Source organism: Chryseobacterium viscerum (assembly GCF_025949665.1).
GTDB lineage: Bacteria > Bacteroidota > Bacteroidia > Flavobacteriales > Weeksellaceae > Chryseobacterium > Chryseobacterium viscerum_A.
Genome location: NZ_JAPDFT010000001.1, coordinates 2,698,710 through 2,715,781 on the forward strand (window position 1 = coordinate 2,698,710; position 17,072 = coordinate 2,715,781).

The following is a 17,072-nucleotide window of genomic DNA, read 5'->3' on the forward strand; positions in this document are numbered from 1 at the left end:
TTACAACCTTGTTTACACTTCATTATTACCTTATACAATTATTTTATGCAAAGAACATCCTTACTTCTTTGCCTGTTATTTTCATGCAATTTTGTTCAGGCATCAACAGGCAATTTGGAAGACAATATAGCTAACGCCGCATCATGGTTAATCTTATTGGTTTTACCTATTGCAGGAATCTATCTTTTCTGGAAAGTTCATATTTACCCGGAAAAAGTAGCAGAAAAAAAGAAACACCCTCAACTGAACGCCATAAAAAGTATGTGCCTCCTTTCCCTTGTTTTTGGAGGCCTTTTATGGCCGGTTGCTTTAATCTGGGCTAACTATGATTATGGCAACCAAAATGTTCCTGACAAAGAAACAGATAACACGAACCTTACTGAAGAAGAATTTAAAACAATCGAAAATTAAAAAAACATGCTGGAATTACTAGTTGCAATATATGCCGGAATATGCTGGCTTCTTATTAAAAAATTAAAACTGATCCCCTGGACGTTCACCACACAGGTTGTTGTCTATTCATTACCTATCTTCGGATCTATTGCTTTGATATTAAGCTTAAATTACTACTGCCCTATTACTTCTGATGTAAAGGTAGGAAACAGAAGTGTGGATATTACCACTCAGGTTTTGGGGAAAGTGAAAAAAGTATATGTCAGCACCAATCAGGAAGTAAAGAAAGGAGATACCTTATTTGTACTGGACAGAGAGCCTTACATACAGGAAATAAAGTCTCTGGAGGCTAAGCTAAGCAATATGAAAGCTACTGTAAGTTCTTATGATACAGACATCTCAGCTTCCAGAAAAAATATTGCAGGTTTACAGTCACAGTTGGAACTGGCTAATAAAAGAACCGCTCAGTATAAAGAATTGGTGGAAGCAGGAGCAGCCAATAAGTTTGATCTTGAGCAGGCAGTCACCAATGTACAGGATCTGCAGTCCAGAATCAGTGCTGCACAATCACAGCAGCAATCTTTGGAAACGAAGTCCAATGCATCTTATGGTGGAGAAAATTCTTCAGTATCTGAAATTCAGGCAAAATTGGACCAGGCGAAATGGAATCTATCACAAACAGTTGTTCTGGCTCCTACTGATGGTGTAATTCCTAATGTTCAGCTGAATGAAGGAGCTATCATGGCACCTTTTAAATCTGCATTCGTCCTGATTCAGAAGCAACAGTCTGTGATTGGTTTTTTTGCCCAAAACGAACTGGAAACAGTAAAAAACGGTGATGAAGTGGAGCTGGCTCTTAAAACGGAACCGGGAAAAGTAGTGAAAGCAAAACTTGAATATGTAATAGATGCTACCAGCCAGGGAATCATGAATAATGCAGGAGGAATGCTGGGAGGAAACGGTTCTACGGCCGGACTTCCAGACACAGCCAGACAATTGCCGGAAACAGATGGGAAACTTATTGCCAAGTTTGTATTGGAAGACAGCCAGAAACAGCTTACTGTTGGAGCAAGAGGAACAGCTGTCATTTATTCTGACCATATCAAACCGCTTCATCTCATCCGAAAAGTAATGGTGCGTGTCAACAGTAAAGTCAACTATCTGATTCCTAAACTTCATTAACATGTACAAGAAATTAATTTTATTGGGTGTACTTTCCGTAAGTTTAAGTTCATGCATCGGTTATAAAGAGCCCACAAAGGAAAATATAGACCAGCTTAAAGAAAAGAGTGAAATCGCTTCCCACATAGAAATCCCGGATGAATGGATCTTCGACAGAAAAGCAAATGCAAGATCAATTTCCTATGACTGGATCAATGATCTTAAAACACCTCAACTGGAAACCCTGATTAATGAAGGGATGCTTTTTAATGCTGATCTCATTATTGCCAAGGAAAAACTGAATCAGGTTGAACTGGCGATGGAAATTGCAGGAAGTGATCTTTATCCCAGTGTAAGCGCAGTAGCCAATACTTCCAATAATTTAGTCAGCAATACCCAGATTCAGCGTCTTGCGTTAAAAGCTAACTGGGAGATTGATCTTTGGGGGAAAAATAAATCTTCACAGATGGCAAGCACCAGCAATTATTTTTCTGCTAAACACCAGAACACCTTACTGCATCAATCTGTCGCAGGGATGATTGCTAAGGCTTATTTTCTGAATATCGCAGGAAATATTCAGGAAGATAAGATTGAAAGTTATATTCAGAAGTCTAAAGACCTGGAAAAGTTGTATGTCATTCAAAAGAAAGTTGGAACGGCAAATGCTCTGGATATCTCCAATATAACAGCAGAGATTATTTCCCTGCAGGGTTATCTTGAAAAGGTAAAAAATGCGAATACACAATCCAGAAGATCTCTGGAACTGCTCACCGGAAAGTATCCGGAAGGGAAACTGGCGACTCAGAATTTTTTCAGTCCTGCAGGGAATAGTATTCCGGAATCTTTTCCTCTTGAACTTTTAGAAAACAGATCAGATATACAGGCGAGTCATTTTCAGATTGAAAAGGCTTTTTATGAAGTACAGCAGGCAAAAGCGGCAAGACTTCCTTCATTGAGCATCAGTTCTTCTCTTGGCTCTGCCGGAAGTAATGTGGAATCTATTAATTCTTTATTTTCCAATCCACTATTAAAAGTAGGCGGTGGATTAGTTTCACCGTTATTCAACAGCGGAAAACTAAAAAAGAATGTGGAGATAAAAAATTCTCAGCAGAAACAGGTTGTTGAAGAATATTCAAAAGCTGTTCTGAATGCCTTGAACGAAGTGGAATCTTCTTTAGCCAATCTCCGTTCCATTGAAAAGCAGATTACGTACACTACTAACGCTGTCAATGAACTGAAGAATAATATTACCCTCACCGAGAAACAAATAAAGGTAGGTACCAACAACAGCTTTGTACTGATCCGTAAACAGAGGGATCTCCTGAAAAATGAAATGAACCTTATCAGTCTGGAACTTCAGTACAGAATAGAGCGTATTAATCTTTATATGGCTCTAGGCGCAGAGAACTTCATTTATTCATAATTTTATACTTAAAAGACTGCAGATTATTTTCTACAGTCTTTTTTTAAGGTATTAATGAGGTAATTTGTCTCTGAAATATCCATATACCCATGTTCCGGCAACAGCACTCAGCAGCGTAACAGATACTGCCAAAGCACCTGTTCCGATCTGGGCAAAAAGAGGTCCTGGACAAGCTCCGGTAATGGCCCAGCCAAAACCAAATATCAATCCTCCGTAAATCTGACCTTTGTTGAACTTCTTAGGGGTAAGTGTAATGGGTTCACCATATATTGTTTTGATCTTGAATTTTTTGATCAGCCACACAGAAATCATTCCTACCAATACAGCACTTCCGATGATTCCGTACATATGGAAAGACTGCAGACGGAACATTTCCTGTATTCTGAACCAGCTGATCACTTCTGCTTTCACAAATATAATCCCGAATATAACTCCTGCAGCAAGGTACTTCAGGTTATGATACCATTGATGAGTAACCGTATTTTCATTCACACAAACAGTATCCTGCTGATGTATGTTCTGTTCTTTTTCTTTTTCTTTTATCATTATTTCAGATTCATTTTAAAAATTAAACTTACAGGGAAAGGATCACTGGCAGAATAAGATTGGCCATTAAAAAGCCACCTATCATAAAGCAGATTGTTGCCACTAAAGAAGGCCACTGCAAATTGGAAAGCCCCATGATTGCATGCCCGCTGGTACATCCTCCTGCGTATCTTGTTCCAAAACCTACTAAAAAACCTCCAACAACCATTGTGATAAACCCTCTCCAGGTCAACAGGCTTTCAAAGTTCATCAGCTGTCCCGGAACCAGATTACTGTAATCTGTGATTCCGTAGCCTGCCAGTTCGGCTTTCAGACTGGGATTTACTGTTATTGCATTTGGATTAAGCAAAAAATTGGCAGCAATCATTCCACCGAAGAAAATTCCCAGGACAAAAAATAAATTCCAGGCTTCTTTTTTCCAGTCGTATTTGAAAAAGTTTACATTGGCAGGTATACAGGCTGCGCAGATATGCCTAAGCGAGGAACTGATTCCAAAGGATTTATTCCCCATCACTAATAAAGCAGGAACGGTAAGACCAATTAATGGACCTGCAATATACCATGGCCACGGTTCTTTTATAATCTCCAACATTTCTTCTTTTTTTAATCTAATTTATTTAAAATTTTAGTCTGACACACAAAATCACTTGTAGGAATATTTGTTGTGGATGCAATGGCTTTAAATCCTCCTTCAATTTCTGTAAAATTCCTGTAACCTCTTGCCTGAAGGATGCTTGCGGCCATGGTGCTTCTGTATCCGCTTCCGCAATGCATATAAAAGTGTTCTTCCGGCTGTAAACGATTAATCCATTCATTAATATATGCTAAAGGCATGCTGTAGGCTTCATGAATATGTTCTGCATTATATTCACTTTCTTTTCTTATATCAATGATTTCTGCTTCTTTTTCTTTGATTTCGGTTTCAAACTGCTCTGCAGAAATACGGTTAACAATGTCTGTTTCTTTTCCGCTCTTTTCCCAGGCTTTAAAACCACCATCCAAAAACCCTAAAATATGATCAAATCCTACTCTGCTTAATCTTGTTACAGCTTCTTCTTCAGTTCCTTTTTCCGTTACCAGAAGAATAGATTGGTTCACATCAGCAATTAAAGCACCCACCCAAGGGGCAAAATCACCGTCCAGACCTATATTTATTGATTGGGGGATAAAACCTTTGGCAAATTCACTGTTGTTTCTTACATCTAAAATTAAAGCTCCTGAAGCTTCAGCAATTTCCTCAAACTGTTCCGGAGACAGTGCATGTAGTCCCTGTGAAAGCACTTCATCAAAGCTGCTGTATCCTTTTTTATTCATCATCACATTCATTCCAAAATAAGCAGGAGGAGGTAAAAGTCCATCTGTTACTTCTTTTATAAAACTCTGTCTGTCTTTTTGATTCAAAGCATAATTCGTACTTTTCTGATTTCCCAGGGTATCTACCGTTTCTTTCTGCATATTTTTACCACAGGCAGAGCCGGCTCCATGAGCAGGATATACAATAATATCATCATGTAAAGGCAAGATTTTATGGTATAAACTGTCGTATAAAAGTCCTGCCAGTTCTTCCTGAGTCATATTCGTTCCCTTCTGTGCCAGATCCGGACGGCCTACATCTCCAAGGAATAAAGTATCACCGCTAAAAAGTGCTTTTTCAACGCCATTTTCATCAATCAGGAGATAGCATGAGCTCTCAAGAGTGTGCCCAGGTGTATGAAGAACTTTAATTTTAATATCACCTATTTCAAATATCTGCTCATTTTCTGCAATAATAGCTTCAAACTCAGGATTTGCGGTCGGTCCATACACAACCGGGGCACCTGTTTTATGGCTTAAATCAAGATGCCCGCTGACAAAATCAGCATGAAAATGGGTCTCAAAAATGTATTTCAACTGTACTCCATCTTCTTCTAATCTGTTGATATAAGGTTGTGTTTCCCTTAAAGGATCAATGATGGCCGCTTCTCCGGCTGAAGTGATATAGTAAGCTCCCTGTGCCAGGCATCCTGTATAAATCTGTTCTATTTTCATATTATTTATTTTTTGATATTGTTATCGGATACAAATCTCCTGCTTTCTTTTTCCCTCTACAGCTACTTTTGTTACACAAGAAATTTAAAAGAATATTTCTTTGGTGATAATATAAATACCCATGATCAGGATAAACCATCCGAATGCAGGTTTCAGCTTTTTGCCATCTACCTTTTTTGATAATTGTAAACCTATTATAATTCCTGCAATGGCAATTGTGGCAATAGAAATCAATAGCCCCCATTCTATTTTTACGTGATTTACAGAAGAGAAGAAGCCTATCAAAGAATTCAAGGAAATAATGACTAAAGAAGTTCCAATCGCCATCTTCATTGGAATTTTTAAAAGATTGACCAATGCCGGAATAATCATAAAACCACCTCCTGCACCTACCAATCCGGTTAGAACACCTACAATAACCCCCTGCCCAGCTGCCAGCAAAGCATTATTCTTATCTGTAGTCCTTTCTGAAACATTGCTTTTTATCATTTTATAAGAAGCCAGAATCATCAGTCCAGCAAAAATCAATAATAAAAAAATGTCTCTGGTGATGGTAAAGTTCTGTATTTTAATTACCTCTTCCGGAATGAAAGGGAGAAGATATATTCTGGTCAGAAAGATGGAAACCACAGAAGGAATTCCGAATATCAACGCCATTTTAAAATCGACCAAACCTTTTTTAAAATATGACATTGATCCCACCAAACTGCTTACTCCCACTATAAAAAGGGAATATTCCGTTGCCAGAAAGACATCAACTCCAAAGAGATAAACCAGAACGGGAACGGTGAGAATACTTCCGCCACCTCCGATCAGACCGAGTGACACCCCGATTAAAACTGCTGCTGCATACCCTATAATTTCCATTTCACTATTCAAATAATTCTGATGCAAAAATGGGAAAGTGAATGAAAGTCTACAGCTACTTTTGTTACATAAGGGAAGATTTAACACGAATGAACACTAACATGTTCACAAAGGGCACAAGGAAATTATCCGAGGTTGGTTTTCCTTTGGTTTGCAAATGATAGGTTGACCACCCTGTCAAAAATTCTCTGATTTTTTGCCACCCCTCCAGAGAAGAGGAATATGTCTACCTTTTATGAAATTGAGGTAAATATTATGGATTGAGGGTTTTCAGGAGGGTAATTTTGTTTCTGCCAAGCTTTAGTTTTCCGTCTTCTTCCAGTTGCTTGAGAAGTCTGGAAACTACTACTCTTGCCGTTCCCAATTCATTCGCAAGCTGTTCATGAGTTGTGTTGATGGTTTCAGAATGGGTAAGTTCAGATTTTTTCTGAAGCAGATTCAACAGTCTTTCATCTATTTTTTTGAAAGCAATGGCATTGATGATATCCAATAGTTCTTCAAATCTTTTATGATATAATCTGAAAATATAGTCTAACCATTCCGGGTGTTCCTTGATAAATAAAGACACTTTGTCTACAGGAAGAAAAAGGATTTCAGCATCTTCCTCAATCTCGGCTTTTACGATGCTTTTTTCGTTATGCATTCCACCAAGAAAAGACATGATACAGCTCTCTCCCGCTTTGATGTAGTACAGTAAAATTTCACGCCCGTCTTCTTCAGTCCTGATGACCTTCAGCATTCCTTTCATCACAATAGGAATAGAACGGATGGAAGCATTTTCATCTAATATGATATCTCCTTCATGGTAGTTTTTGGTTGTACCATATTGATACAGCTTTTCTACCAGGTCCGGTGATGAAAATTCGGAAGAAAGTATGGTATTGTTCTGCATAATTTTAATTCTAAATTATTTATGTTTTAGGTAATTTACCATTTGATTTACTAATATCGAATCTTTTTTATCAAATTGAAAGCATTTAATATCAGTATAATAACTTTTTTTATCTGAGTATAGATAGTTTGTCAGCCATTCACTGCTCTTGGAATTTATAAAAGCTTTATCTAATGACCTCCCAATAACTCGATTATTTTCAGAGTGACAGCTTAGACAATTGTATTCATAATTAGTTAATCCAGTTTCTTTGTTTTTGTTTGAGAAATTCTTCTTATCTAAAATATTTGAATTGCCAATATTGTCTATTTTAAAACCAGATAATATTGTAGCAACTTTTTCCCTATCTTTTAATAAAGATGACGATATAATAACTCCATCTAATGAATCTAATTTTGGAACATAAATATTATAAAATCCTTGTTTAAAATTTGGAATTTCAATGACTGCTTCTCTCCCATTTATTTCAATTTGTTCCCTTAAATTTTCACTTAATTTATTTTTGTAAATTTTATGATTATATCTTCCATAATTTATAAATATAGTATCTTCATTATTAGTTAAATATGCACTATAAGAATCAATCATCTTTGGTTCTATTAATTTCCAATCAGAAGGATAATTAAAACTAACTTTTCCTATTTTAAATTCTTTTGCTTTTACATTCTCAGGCTTACATGAAAACATAAAAAAAAACAATAAAATGAAGGAAATTGATTTGTACATAAGTCTGATAATATTGCAACTAATAAGGCTAATTTACGCCAATTTCATCTACAAACAGCCATGCCTTTGAATCTGCTCCAGGATTTCCTGCCGGAATGATTCCAGCATTTTCAATGCTTACTTTCAGGTATTTTGCATTCTGTGTTCCCACATTCAATCTGATTTTTCCTTTGGTATTTTGAATTTCTGCAGCCGCAATTTCCTTGATCATTTTAAAATTCTTATTATCATCAGAAACGAAAATTTTCGCAGATTTTGCAAGGTGAATCCAGCTTCCTTTATTTTCTAGAATATTGAAATAAACTTCTGAAAAAGCTGTTTTCTGACCAAAATCTATGGTTGCCACAACATCTTTACCCTGGAAGCCAAGCCATGTTTTACCAAGCTGTTTTACATTTCCGATAATACCATCTACCAAAGTAAAAGCACCTCCAAAAGAATAATTTTCACTTGGCTGCTGTTCAAGACTTATGCTTTTCCCAGTAGTTTTTGAAATGGTAAATTGCTGGGTAGAAACAGCACTTTTCAGCTGGCCATCTTCAAAATAAGCTGATTTTATCGTTAAAGAATTAGGAATCTGAACCATTTTCTCATAAGTTTTAGAGTTGATCGAAGGATCTGTTCCGTCTAAAGTATATCTGATTCCGTTTGAGTTCTGTGAGGTAGACAGTTCATAAGCAATCCCATTATTTGAGGGAATTACTTTTCCGGTGATATTATAAATGCTTTTTGCATAGTTCACCTTCATCTTATCCAGAACTTTAAACTGATTGATCACCCTGTTTTCAAATTCTTTATAATTTTTAGGGTCTGATGTTCCCCAACCTACTTCAGAAAGTGCCATTAATCTTGGGAAGATCATATATTGCACCTGTTTAAAGTCTAAAATATATTCTGTCCATAAGTTAGCCTGAACTCCCATGATATATTTGGCCTGTTCGGAAGTCAGTTCGGAAGGAATAGGATTGTAAGAATATACTTTGTCTAAAGGAGTAAAACCACCAAAAGCATTAGGCTCAGACTGCGGATCTCCCTGATAATGGTCAAAATAACAGTATGCTCCGGGAGTCATTACGGCAAAGTGTTTTGATTTTGCTGCTTCAATACCACCGTTTACACCAGTCCAGCTCATTACAGCGGCATTAGGGGCCAATCCTCCTTCCAAAATTTCGTCCCAGCCAATAATTTTTCGGCCTTTGCTGTTGACGTATTTTTCAATTCTATGAATAAAATAGCTTTGTAAGCCATGCTCATCTTTTAAATTGTTTTTCTTAATCAATTCCTGACAGTGTGCACATTCTTTCCATCTCGTCTTCGGACACTCGTCACCGCCAATATGAATGTATTGGGATGGGAATAACTTGATCACTTCATCCAAAACATTCTCCAGGAATGTAAATGTTTCATCTTTCGGGCAGAAAACATCATCAAAAACACCCCATTTTGTAGCAGGTTCAAAAGGCCCTTTTGTACAGGCCAACTCAGGATATGCAGATAATGCGGCTAAAGCATGCCCCGGCATTTCGATTTCCGGAACTACTGTGATATGTCTGTCCTGAGCATATTTTACCACCTCTTTTATTTGTTCCTGAGTATAAAAATAAGGTCCGTAAGGCTTTCCGTCAAATGTATTGTCAACATAAGCCCCGATCATGGATTCTTTACGTTTTGAACCTATCTGAGTCAGTTTTGGATATTTTTTAATTTCAATTCTCCATCCCTGATCATCTGTTAAATGCCAGTGAAAAGTATTCAGTTTATACATCGCCAGATAGTCGATATACTGCTTCACCTCTTCCACCGTGAAAAAATGACGGCACACATCCAGGTGCATTCCACGCCAAGCAAATTTTGGCTGATCTTCAATTGTCATTGCTGGAATTTTCTTACCATCTTTATACTGTTCAATAATCTGAATTAAAGTTTGAAGAGCCAGAAAATATCCTTGTTTAGTATAAGACTTAATATGAATTTGCTTTGGAGAGATTTCTATTGAATAGTATTCTTTCTTCTGCTCAGTTTCTGCTTTTGAAGCGGGAGGAATTATCGAATTCGTTAAATGAATCCCGCCACCCTTCTGAGCATATTGAAATTCTAAGTGAGAGCCTATTTGTTTTTTGAAATTTTCTGTCTCCTCTTTCGGGAGATCACCACTTAATACAAAAGTTTTAGGGATTACAAACTCTCCCTGTGAAAGTTGAACTTTTTGAGGGTAAGGAATTATATTCAATTTATTTTGAGCAAAAATTACGTTTGAAATCAATACAAAAAATACTAAAAAAGTCCGTATCATTGGATGGAATTAAGGTTTGAGCTAAGATAATTAATTTTCAAAACTCCTGGAGTCTTTTTAAAACAAAATTTAGACATTTTCAATTGTTTAAATTCTTGTGAGTGGACAATTTACAGTTTGCCAAATTATTTTCTTAGATATTGTTCTATTATATTCTGTACACTATGGTTTATTTTTTGATCAACTTAAACGACTTAAAAAAATTAAAAGATTTAAATTTGTAAAAAAATACGATGAAAAAAAACTTTTTTCTTATAGCCGGATTATTATTCTCAATGTCTACACAGGCACAACTTTTAGATATCATAAAATCTACCGTTAAAGATAAAACAGGCGTAGACCTGAATGTTCCTGTAAAAAATAACGGGACTAAAACCACTACTGCAACAACAACTTCCAGTCAAAATACTAAATCTTCTGCCAATCTTGGAAACCTTACCTCCACCCAGATTTCTTCAGGATTAAAAGAAGCCTTAAGCATGGGAGTAACGGATGGAGTCAAAAAACTGGCTATTACAGATGGTTTTTTCAAAAATGAAGCAGTAAAAATTTTAATGCCTGAAAAATTAAGAAAGATCGATACCACGTTACGTTCTATCGGTATGGGAAGTCTTGCTGATGAAGGCGTAAAATTATTAAACAGAGCTGCTGAAGATGCCGTAACAGAAGCTGCTCCTATTTTCACCAATGCTATTACTTCTATGACCATTACGGATGCCAAGAATATTTTATTGGGCAGTAACAACGCAGCAACAAGTTATCTTCAGGGAAAAACCCAATCTCAGCTGTTCAGTGCTTTTCAGCCTAAAGTAAAAGCATCATTAGGAAAAGTAGGTGCTGATACACTTTGGAAAAATCTGATTTCAAAATACAATACTTTTACAGGACAGTCTGTAACCACAGATCTTAACGAATATGTTACTACAGAAACCATCAACGGTGTATTCAAAATGGTAGCCGATAAAGAAAGCGGCATCAGAAATACACCTGCAATGAGAACAACGAGCATTTTGCAGAAGGTGTTTGGGGCGCAGGATGGGAAATAAAATAAGAAGTTAGATTAACAACTAACTGTTAAAATATAAAAGCTGTTTCATTGATGAGGCAGCTTTTTGGTTAGGCTTTAAATTTCTTTTGTCTTGAAATCGAAGATTCGACGGAGTCAAACAAAAGAAACAAAAATTCAAGACCGGGATCTCTCCGCTAAAAATAAATCCTGTTCTCTAAAAATTCTAAACTTGCGCGAATTCATTATTGTTGAATCGGTTCGTAACTAGTCTCGTGCTTCGGACAATAGAATTTTCTTAACGTTCACAGGAGTTATTTTTTTGACGCTGCGATTTCCTATGTCGCTTATAAAAATTTTCGGACTCACTTTGTGAGGCCGAAATTATTTATTGTAATAAGATTAGAACTGCATTTCAGGAATTTCTCCTTCAATGATCAGATCTGCTTCTGTGGCTTTTATAATATCTTCTACTGAAACTCCCGGTGCTCTTTCCATCAGTTTGAAACCTGCCGGAGTTACATCCAGAACAGCTAATTCAGTAACTACTTTTTTCACACAGTTTACACCAGTTAAAGGAAGTGTACATTTTTTAAGGATTTTGCTTTCTCCTGCTTTGTTTACGTGCATCATTGCAACGATAATATTTTCAGCAGAAGCTACAAGGTCCATAGCACCACCCATTCCTTTCACCATTTTTCCGGGAATTTTCCAGTTGGCAATATCTCCGTTTTCTGAAACTTCCATTGCTCCAAGGATGGTAAGGTCTACTTTCTGACCACGGATCATCCCGAAACTGAAGGCAGAATCGAAGAATGAACCTCCTTCCAGAATAGTAATAGTCTGTTTTCCGGCATTGATGATATCAGCATCTTCTTCTCCCGCGAAAGGGAAAGGCCCCATTCCCAAAACTCCGTTCTCACTCTGGAATTCTACGGAAATACCTTCCGGAACATAGTTGGCAACCAAAGTAGGAATCCCAATTCCCAGGTTTACATAATAACGATCTTTCAGTTCTTTTGAAATTCTTTTGGCAATTTGTTCTTTTGTAAGCATAATAAAAACTTAGACTGCAATTTAATTATTTTCACTTGAATACAAAAGAGCTTTGTTGTGTTCAATAATTAACACTGTTAGTTAAAATAATATCTGTAATTTTGCTCTATTATTTTAACAGAATGAAAATACTTTTCAAATATCTTAAACCTTATCAGTGGCTGATTATCATTTCTTTATTTTTGGCTACGATCAATCAGGTTTTCTCTTTATTTGCCCCGGCTATTACAGGAAATATTCTGGACCAGCTGGTCACCCACCCCAACTTTTTTGATAAAGAAAAACTATTGCCCAGAAACCTGAATGAGTATTTATATGGAAGCTCTGTATACCACGGTGCTTTTTATTTCCTTGGGCTGCTTATCGGAACGGCTATGGTGAGTAGAATTGCCAAGGCTTTTCAGGATTATGTGGTAAGTGTTATTACCCAAAAGTTCGGAGCAAAAATATTTACAGACGGTTTAAAGCATTCCATGGCATTGCCTTTTCAGGAATTTGAAGATCAGAGGAGTGGTGAAACCCTATCCATTTTAACAAAAGTAAGAGAAGACACTGTAAAATTTATCACGAATTTCATTAATATTTTCTTCGGAATTCTGGTGAGTATTATTTTCGTTTCGGTATATGCAATCCGTTTGCATTGGTCTATTATGCCGGTTTATATCTGTGGGATTTTCTTTATCGCCATTGTCACCAATTTATTAAGTAAGAGAATAAAAGTGATACAGAAAAATATTGTTTCAGAAACTACAGCTTTAGCCGGAAGTACTACAGAAAGTTTAAGAAACATTGAAATTGTGAAAAGTTTAGGATTGACAAACCAGGAAGTGATCCGTTTAAATAACAATACTTATAAGATCCTTGGTCTTGAACTGAGAAAGGTGAAAAGCATCCGTTCTCTAAGTTTTATCCAGGGAACGATGGTGAATTTTCTTCAGCAGATGATTACCCTGACTTTATTGTATTTAATTTTTAAAAATATTGTGACTCCGGGGCAGTATCTATCCTTAATGTTTTATGGTTTCTTTATTTTCGGGCCGATGCAGGAAATCGGGAACATCATTATTTCTTATCGTGAAGCAGAAGCTTCTCTTCAGAATTTTGACCGTTTAATGAAAAAGGAGGTAGAAGAAAAACCTCTTCATCCGAAACAAATTGGTGCTATTGAAGAACTGGAATTCAAACACGTTTCTTTCAAACATCAATCTGCTCAGTATAAAGCTCTAAATAATATTTCTTTTGATCTCAAAAACGGAGAAACTATTGCTTTTGTAGGGCCTAGTGGTTCCGGAAAAAGCACACTGGTAAAACTGCTGGTTGGGCTGTACAGACCTCAGGAAGGGAATATTTTTTACAATGGAATTAATGGGAAGGAATTTGATTTTGATGAACTGAGAAATCAAATTGGTTTTGTAACTCAGGATACTCAATTATTTGCAGGAACTATTAAAGAAAACCTTCTTTTTGTAAATCCTGCGGCTACTGAACAGGAACTGGCTGCTGCTTTACAGAAATCGAGCTGTACAGCATTGCTGGAAAGGGCAGAAAAAGGAATTGAAACAGTGATTGGTGAAGGCGGTCTGAAGCTGAGTGGCGGTGAAAAACAAAGAATTGCCATTGCAAGAGCTCTTTTGAGAAAACCTCATCTGTTGATCTTTGATGAAGCAACTTCCGCACTCGATAGTATTACGGAAGAAGAAATTACCACGACTATTAAAGACATTTCCAAAGAAAGAGAACAAATCACCGTTCTTATTGCACATCGTTTAAGTACGATTATGCATGCCGATAAAATCTATGTTCTTGAACGAGGACAGGTTGTAGAAACAGGTTCCCACGCCAATCTTATTGACGAAAAAGGGCTTTACTACGCTATGTGGAGACAACAGATCGGAGAAAGAAAAACTCTTACTCCTCAAGCATAAAAAAAGCGCTGAAAACATTTTCAGCGCTTTTTTATTTTTATTATTTGAGCTTATTCTTTAGTTCTTACTGTTCTCTGCTCAATTCTTTTTTCAAATTTTTCTCCCTGGAAAATTCTTTGAATCATGATTCCCGGAATATGAATTTCGTTTGGATCCAATTGTCCCGGTTCTACCAATTCTTCTACTTCGGCAATCGTGATCTTCGCAGCACCTGCCATAGGATGATTGAAATTTCTTGCAGATCCTTTGAAGATAAGGTTTCCTGCATGATCTCCTTTCCATGCTTTTACAATAGAAAAATCTGCATCATACGCATGCTCCAGGATATGAGGCTTCCCTTTGAATTCTTTTACTTCTTTTCCTTCTGCTACTTCAGTTCCGTAACCTGCAGGTGTGTAAAAAGCCGGAATTCCTGCCTGAGCAGCTCTGCATTTTTCAGCTAAAGTCCCTTGCGGAGTAAGTTCTACATCCAGTTCACCTGAAAGCATCTGTCTTTCAAATTCAGCATTTTCTCCTACATAAGAAGAGATCATTTTCTTAATCTGTCTTTTGTGAAGCAATAATCCTAATCCGAAATCATCTACTCCTGCATTGTTTGAAATACAGGTAAGATCTTTCACATCGCTTTCTACCAAAGCATTGATTGAGTTTTCCGGAATACCGCAAAGTCCGAATCCGCCAAGCATCAGTGTCATTCCATCATTAATTCCTTCGATGGCCTCCTTTGCATTTTTTACTCTTTTATCTATCATGAAATATTAGATTTTTCTGTTGGCTAAATTTAATAAATTTTCTTGTATATCCGATGAAAGGAAATGATACGGAATTTCATCTCTATTAAAGTGATCTATTTTTATCATTTAAGTTTATAATAATCAAACACTTATTTATAAAAATGAACAAGTCTGTTCATTTTTCGTGGTATTTTCCATCAATTTGATTTATATTTGAGCCTTCAAATCCAGAATCACAGCCTGTTTTGCTGTTTCAGGATAGTAATTATTTAAACACAATTCTAATGTAGAAATTATTTCACGGCAGACAATTACCTGCCCTTTTCGCTCCATTCGATCTCTGCAGAGATTTATTTCAACACCTGCCACATTAATCATATATAAAATATCAAACTTTAAATAAAAACATGAAAAAATTATTTACCTCAGCATTACTTGCCCTGGTACTTAGCATCAATGTGTATGCACAAGAAAAAACGTATTTCGATGAAAACTGGGAAAAAACCACTCAGGATAACATGGAATATTACCGTGAAACGGTTCCTAAAGGAAAGCTAACTCTTATTAAAGATTTTTATAAGGACGGAAAATTACAGATGGAAGGTCTGGCTTCTGACATTACTCCAAACAGTGAAGTTTTTGACGGAAAAGTAACCTGGTATACCCCTGAAGGAAAGGTTCAGAATTTTGCCACTTATTCTAACGGTCTGCAGGTTGGCCCGGCTCAGACTTATGATACAAAAGGCAGGCTGACAGAAGATGTGGTATATAAAGCTGACGGAAATTTTTCAGGAAAGATGTTCAGCTATAAAGATGCTGAGGACGGAACTGATTTTAATATTCTGGTTGATTACGAAAACTCAACACCTGTAAAAACAACCGTTTATGATGATGATATCAAAGGCATAAGAAATGAAACCATCATTGATAAGGATAGTAATACTGAAACGAAATATTATGGTGAAAAAGGAAAATATCTTGGCAGCAGTACTACTTCCGGCTCAGGAGAAAATATGATGGTGGATTACTATTCCAGCCCCATGAAGATCTCAAAAATTGAGAAATACAGAAAAGACGGCAGTGTAAAAGAAGGTGTAATCTATAGCAAGAGCGGGAAGATTTTACAGGAACAGAAAATGAACAAAAAAGACGGTTATAAAACCACTTATGAGGAGTCTGGTAAAAAAATAGGGCATCTTGTATACCAATATGATAAAGAAAATGACATTTACAATCCCATGGATGGAGAAGATTACATGCTGGCCTATGAATATACACAGGTTTCATCTATTGACACCTATGAAAAAGGCTCAATTGTAAATAGTAAATACTTTGATGAAGACAAAAAATTATCATCTGAGAAGTTTCTAAAAGATGATGTCATACAGGAAATTAAATATTATTCCCCGGATGGAAAGCTGAAATCTACATTGACCTACCAGGATGGTATCCCATATAATGGTACCACTTATGAAGGCTTTAATGAAACGCTCTATAAAGATGGTGTGATTGTAAATATCAAAAACTATTATGAAGGTCTTAATAAACTGAATTATGAAAAAAAGCTGAATGCCAAGCAAACAGGATATGAAGCAACTGTTTATGATCCTAAAGGCACTGTTTTGTATACTTTTACCCAGCCTTTCAGTGAAGATGGTGAAGATTATTATTTCACAGCACAAATCACACAATATGTAAAAGGCAAGCCAGCCAATAAATCTTCTGTAAAAGCCGGTGTTATTCAGTCAGGAAAAATCAGGCTGAAAACATTTGATGGAGCCAAAGAGCTTGAACGCAGCGGAAAATGGATCCTGTTAAAACTTTATAATACGGATGGAAAACTTATTCAGGAAACAAAGACGCTAGCTGATGCACAGGATGAAAGTGCTTCTACAGAAAGTCAGGCTCAACTTAATGAGGATGATCTGTACTATCCATTTGACTAATTACATATCTATATATCAAAAGCGGTTTCATTTTTTGGAACCGTTTTTTTTTATGTACTACAGATGACACAAATTT

Annotated in this window: 15 protein-coding genes; 6 read left to right on the forward strand and 9 right to left on the reverse strand. The window is 36.4% G+C overall.

Going from position 1 to position 17,072, the window contains the following annotated elements; all coding sequences use genetic code 11:
- Positions 1-114: 114 nt before the first annotated feature.
- The 3 genes from OL225_RS12240 to OL225_RS12250 are packed head-to-tail and all read left to right on the forward strand — an operon-like array spanning position 115 to position 2,977.
- The gene (locus tag OL225_RS12240; RefSeq protein ID WP_264518436.1) at positions 115-411 is read left to right on the forward strand and encodes a DUF3302 domain-containing protein; all 297 of its coding nucleotides are present in this window, start codon (positions 115-117) and stop codon (positions 409-411) included.
- Positions 412-417: 6 nt separating this feature from the next.
- Positions 418-1,575 (forward strand): HlyD family secretion protein, encoded by a 1,158-nt coding sequence (locus tag OL225_RS12245; protein WP_264518437.1) that lies wholly within the window; start codon positions 418-420, stop codon positions 1,573-1,575.
- Position 1,576: 1 nt separating this feature from the next.
- Positions 1,577-2,977: a TolC family protein gene (locus OL225_RS12250; RefSeq protein WP_264518438.1), complete on the forward strand. Its 1,401-nt coding sequence runs from the start codon at positions 1,577-1,579 to the stop codon at positions 2,975-2,977.
- Between the two features lie 51 nt (positions 2,978-3,028).
- On the opposite strand, the gene OL225_RS12255 is transcribed toward OL225_RS12250, so the two are convergent.
- The 7 genes from OL225_RS12255 to OL225_RS12285 form a co-directional block, all read right to left on the reverse strand.
- A complete protein-coding gene (locus OL225_RS12255; RefSeq protein ID WP_264518439.1) occupies positions 3,029-3,523 on the reverse strand; it encodes a YeeE/YedE family protein in 495 nt (164 codons plus the stop codon).
- Positions 3,524-3,551: 28 nt separating this feature from the next.
- Entirely contained in the window at positions 3,552-4,115 is a 564-nt protein-coding gene (locus OL225_RS12260; RefSeq protein WP_264518440.1) for a YeeE/YedE family protein, read from the reverse strand.
- A gap of 11 nt (positions 4,116-4,126) precedes the next feature.
- Positions 4,127-5,551, reverse strand: a complete 1,425-nt coding sequence (locus tag OL225_RS12265) for an MBL fold metallo-hydrolase (protein WP_264518441.1) — start codon at positions 5,549-5,551, stop codon at positions 4,127-4,129.
- Positions 5,552-5,635: 84 nt separating this feature from the next.
- Positions 5,636-6,418 (reverse strand): sulfite exporter TauE/SafE family protein, encoded by a 783-nt coding sequence (locus tag OL225_RS12270; RefSeq protein WP_264518442.1) that lies wholly within the window; start codon positions 6,416-6,418, stop codon positions 5,636-5,638.
- A gap of 253 nt (positions 6,419-6,671) precedes the next feature.
- A complete protein-coding gene (locus OL225_RS12275; protein ID WP_264518443.1) occupies positions 6,672-7,310 on the reverse strand; it encodes a Crp/Fnr family transcriptional regulator in 639 nt (212 codons plus the stop codon).
- 15 nt (positions 7,311-7,325) lie between these two features.
- On the reverse strand, positions 7,326-8,036 hold the full coding sequence (locus OL225_RS12280; protein WP_264518444.1) for a hypothetical protein: 711 nt from the start codon (positions 8,034-8,036) through the stop codon (positions 7,326-7,328).
- Between the two features lie 28 nt (positions 8,037-8,064).
- A complete protein-coding gene (locus OL225_RS12285) occupies positions 8,065-10,329 on the reverse strand; it encodes a glycoside hydrolase family 20 protein (RefSeq protein ID WP_264518445.1) in 2,265 nt (754 codons plus the stop codon).
- Between the two features lie 233 nt (positions 10,330-10,562).
- On the opposite strand from OL225_RS12285, the gene OL225_RS12290 reads away from it, so the two are divergent.
- A complete protein-coding gene (locus OL225_RS12290) occupies positions 10,563-11,375 on the forward strand; it encodes a DUF4197 domain-containing protein (RefSeq protein ID WP_264518446.1) in 813 nt (270 codons plus the stop codon).
- Positions 11,376-11,737: 362 nt separating this feature from the next.
- Here OL225_RS12290 and OL225_RS12295 read toward each other — a convergent pair whose 3' ends face one another.
- Entirely contained in the window at positions 11,738-12,391 is a 654-nt protein-coding gene (locus OL225_RS12295; RefSeq protein ID WP_264518447.1) for a CoA transferase subunit B, read from the reverse strand.
- Between the two features lie 122 nt (positions 12,392-12,513).
- On the opposite strand from OL225_RS12295, the gene OL225_RS12300 reads away from it, so the two are divergent.
- A complete protein-coding gene (locus OL225_RS12300) occupies positions 12,514-14,316 on the forward strand; it encodes an ABC transporter ATP-binding protein (protein ID WP_047376944.1) in 1,803 nt (600 codons plus the stop codon).
- 50 nt (positions 14,317-14,366) lie between these two features.
- On the opposite strand, the gene OL225_RS12305 is transcribed toward OL225_RS12300, so the two are convergent.
- A complete protein-coding gene (locus OL225_RS12305; RefSeq protein ID WP_047376945.1) occupies positions 14,367-15,068 on the reverse strand; it encodes a CoA transferase subunit A in 702 nt (233 codons plus the stop codon).
- 389 nt (positions 15,069-15,457) lie between these two features.
- Here OL225_RS12305 and OL225_RS12310 point away from each other — a divergent pair, with 389 nt between their 5' ends.
- The gene (locus OL225_RS12310) at positions 15,458-16,996 is read left to right on the forward strand and encodes a membrane-binding protein (protein ID WP_264518448.1); all 1,539 of its coding nucleotides are present in this window, start codon (positions 15,458-15,460) and stop codon (positions 16,994-16,996) included.
- Positions 16,997-17,072 lie beyond the last annotated feature (76 nt).

What these genes read in the sequence shown, in the direction of transcription:
- OL225_RS12300 (WP_047376944.1), top strand. Translation starts at nt 12,514, where the DNA reads ATGAAAATACTTTTCAAATATCTTAAACCTTATCAGTGGCTGATTATC.
- OL225_RS12280 (WP_264518444.1), bottom strand. Translation starts at nt 8,036, where the DNA reads ATGTACAAATCAATTTCCTTCATTTTATTGTTTTTTTTTATGTTTTCA.
- OL225_RS12270 (WP_264518442.1), bottom strand. Translation starts at nt 6,418, where the DNA reads ATGGAAATTATAGGGTATGCAGCAGCAGTTTTAATCGGGGTGTCACTC.
- OL225_RS12295 (WP_264518447.1), bottom strand. Translation starts at nt 12,391, where the DNA reads ATGCTTACAAAAGAACAAATTGCCAAAAGAATTTCAAAAGAACTGAAA.
- OL225_RS12285 (WP_264518445.1), bottom strand. Translation starts at nt 10,329, where the DNA reads ATGATACGGACTTTTTTAGTATTTTTTGTATTGATTTCAAACGTAATT.
- OL225_RS12275 (WP_264518443.1), bottom strand. Translation starts at nt 7,310, where the DNA reads ATGCAGAACAATACCATACTTTCTTCCGAATTTTCATCACCGGACCTG.
- OL225_RS12265 (WP_264518441.1), bottom strand. Translation starts at nt 5,551, where the DNA reads ATGAAAATAGAACAGATTTATACAGGATGCCTGGCACAGGGAGCTTAC.
- OL225_RS12290 (WP_264518446.1), top strand. Translation starts at nt 10,563, where the DNA reads ATGAAAAAAAACTTTTTTCTTATAGCCGGATTATTATTCTCAATGTCT.
- OL225_RS12245 (WP_264518437.1), top strand. Translation starts at nt 418, where the DNA reads ATGCTGGAATTACTAGTTGCAATATATGCCGGAATATGCTGGCTTCTT.
- OL225_RS12255 (WP_264518439.1), bottom strand. Translation starts at nt 3,523, where the DNA reads ATGATAAAAGAAAAAGAAAAAGAACAGAACATACATCAGCAGGATACT.
- OL225_RS12250 (WP_264518438.1), top strand. Translation starts at nt 1,577, where the DNA reads ATGTACAAGAAATTAATTTTATTGGGTGTACTTTCCGTAAGTTTAAGT.
- OL225_RS12260 (WP_264518440.1), bottom strand. Translation starts at nt 4,115, where the DNA reads ATGTTGGAGATTATAAAAGAACCGTGGCCATGGTATATTGCAGGTCCA.
- OL225_RS12305 (WP_047376945.1), bottom strand. Translation starts at nt 15,068, where the DNA reads ATGATAGATAAAAGAGTAAAAAATGCAAAGGAGGCCATCGAAGGAATT.
- OL225_RS12310 (WP_264518448.1), top strand. Translation starts at nt 15,458, where the DNA reads ATGAAAAAATTATTTACCTCAGCATTACTTGCCCTGGTACTTAGCATC.